Source organism: Ideonella azotifigens, assembly GCF_006519715.1.
Classification (GTDB): Bacteria; Pseudomonadota; Gammaproteobacteria; order Burkholderiales; family Burkholderiaceae_C; genus Ideonella; species Ideonella azotifigens.
In genome coordinates this window covers 1-2350 of the sequence record NZ_VIDT01000775.1, presented here as the reverse complement: position 1 = coordinate 2350, position 2350 = coordinate 1, and the positions used below count along the sequence as shown (strand labels likewise).

The window sequence follows — 2350 nt, the reverse complement described above, 5'->3', positions numbered from 1 at the left end:
CCCAGCGTGACCAGATCGGCCAGCTCTGGCAGCAGCGCAGCAGCGCCACCGCCGGCACGCTGGACGCACAAGGCCAGCGCACCGAACCGGGTGCCGCGCGCCAGAACTTCCAGATGCGCGGCCTGGACCAGGCCTCGCTCACCAGCCCCGCGCGCGAAACGCTGAGCCTGAACGTGCCCGGCCAACGCCAGGCCATCACCGTGGTGCTGGGCAATGCCAGCGGCCAGCCGGCCGACCCGGACAGCGCACTGCGCCAGCTCAACGAAGCGCTGGCGCCAGCCGACCTCAAGGCCACACTGAACAGCGAAGACGGTTCGGTGCAACTCTCGGTGCCCGAAGCCCAGTGGCCAGCAGTGCGCGACGGACTCAGCCTGCGCGGCGGCGGCCAGCGCTTTCCGGCCGGCCAACCCACCCGCCCACGGCTGGAAGCCCAACCCGAAGCAATGCAGCCGGCACGCTGGCAACTGGGCGACGCGACCAGCCAGCGCGAGACCTTGCATGCCGTGCTGGGCGCCGAGCGCCTGGTGCGCGAGCGCAGCCACGAAACTCGCAGCGAACTGGCCGAGCTGCAGGCCGCTGCGGACACTTCGAGCGCCGAGTCCCTGGCCGCAGCCCAGGACCGTGCGCAGGCCACGGCCGACAAATTGGCCGCAGCGCCCGCCTATGCCAGCTGGCGCGAACTGCTGCCCGCCGTGCACGCGCTGCAGCGCGACCGCGTCGACAAGCTGCTGTCCTGATCAGTACAGCCGCGGCTCACCCGGCGGGCGGGTCTTGAAGCGGCGGTGCACCCAGTAATACTGTGCCGGCTGCTCGCGGATGCGGGCTTCCAGCCAACGGTTGAAGGCTGCCGTGGCGACCACCGGATCCGGGTCGTCGAAACCCGGCGGCGGGTCCTGGAACGACACCTTGTAGCCGCGGCCGCGCGGCAGCATCGTGATGACCATCGGCTGCACGCGCATCTTCATCGACTGCACCATGCGAGCTGGCGAGGCCAGCGTGGCGGTCTGCACGCCGAAGAAGGGCACGAAGACGGCGTCCTTCTCGGCGAAGCGGCCGAAGTCCATGTCCGGCAGGTTGACGAAACCGGCCCCGTCCTGGATGGCCCGCACGATGGGCCGGATGCCGCTGCGGCGCTCGATCAACCGCGCATTGCCGAAGCGCGCACGCGACTTGTGCAGCCGCGCGTCCAGCACCGGGTTGCTCTGGCGCTGGTAGATGTTGATCGCGGGGCGCGACTGGAACAGCGTCAGCGCCGGGGCTGCGTAGTCCATGCCGACGAAGTGCGGCAGCAGCCACATGATGGGCGCGCCGGTGCGCTCGGCCAGCTGGATGTCACCCTCCACATGCACCAGCCGCCGCACGCGCGCCTCGCTGCCGAACCACAGCACGCAGCGCTCCAGCAGGCTGCGCACCAGGAACACGAAGTGCTCACGGCCGAGTTGTTCCCGCTCCGCCTCGCTCTTCTCCGGAAAGCACAGCCGCAGGTTGGTGCGGACGATGCGCCGGCGCGACTTCAGCAGCGGCCACAGCAGCCGCCCCAGCACCTCGCCGAAAAACGCCAGCACCGGCGTAGGGAACCAGTGCAGCAGCCACAGGCCGAAGATCAGCGCGCGGGCGCCGCCGTGCGAGAACTTCGCGCGCCAGCCGGTCTTGTGTCGTTTGCTCATGCCAGCCCCTCGGCCGAGGTGTACCTCAGCCGGTCCCCCAAGGGGACTGCGGGCCGGCTTGGGGCGGCCCGGCGCTCGGCCCGCCCGGCTTCGGTCAACCGCATCGTCTGGTTCATGCCTGCCCTTCCGGCTTGCGCGGATTCTTGTAGCGGTTGTAGCCCCAGATGTATTGCTCCGGGCACTGCGAGATGACCCATTCCATGGCCTGGTTCATCGCGGTGGTCACGGCAAGGTCGTCGGCTTCGGCGTCACCCGTCGGCACCGGCAGGGGCGCGGGCAGCGGACGGTAGCAGAGCCGGAAGCCACGCCCGCCGGGCAGGCGGTCGCACCAGGTGAGCAGCACCATGCAGCCGGTCTGCATCGCCAGCCGCGGGGCCAGCGTCATCGTGTACGCGGGTTGGCCAAAAAACGGCGCCCACGCGCCCTGTCCCCTGGGGGGCACCTGGTCAGGCAACAGGCCAACCGTCTCGCCTTTTTTCAGGGCCCGCAGCATCTGCCGCACACCGGCCAGCGAGGCCGGCGCGACGCGCATGCCGGGCGCGTTGCGCGAGTGCACCTGCAAGGCCGCCAGGCTGGCTTTCTTGGACGGCCGGTACAGCGCGGTGATGGGCTGCTGCACCCCCCAGCGTTCGGCATAGCCGCGCGCAGCAAACTCGAAACCGCCCAGGTGCGGCGTGAGCAGC

The 2350-nt window shown here is 70.3% G+C and carries 3 protein-coding genes; 1 reads left to right on the top strand and 2 read right to left on the bottom strand.

The features are described 5' to 3' along the window. Nucleotides 1–737, top strand: a 737-nt coding sequence (locus FKP22_RS32885; RefSeq protein ID WP_170201126.1) for a hypothetical protein, incomplete at its 5' end; no start/stop codon positions are given. Here the strand turns inward: FKP22_RS32885 and FKP22_RS27500 are convergent. Beyond that, a complete protein-coding gene (locus tag FKP22_RS27500; protein WP_141291151.1) occupies nt 738–1667 on the bottom strand; it encodes a lysophospholipid acyltransferase family protein in 930 nt (309 codons plus the stop codon). It abuts the gene before it with no gap. A gap of 112 nt (nt 1668–1779) precedes the next feature. Continuing rightward, nucleotides 1780–2350, bottom strand: a 571-nt coding sequence (locus tag FKP22_RS27495) for an LpxL/LpxP family acyltransferase (protein WP_445663752.1), incomplete at its 5' end; no start/stop codon positions are given.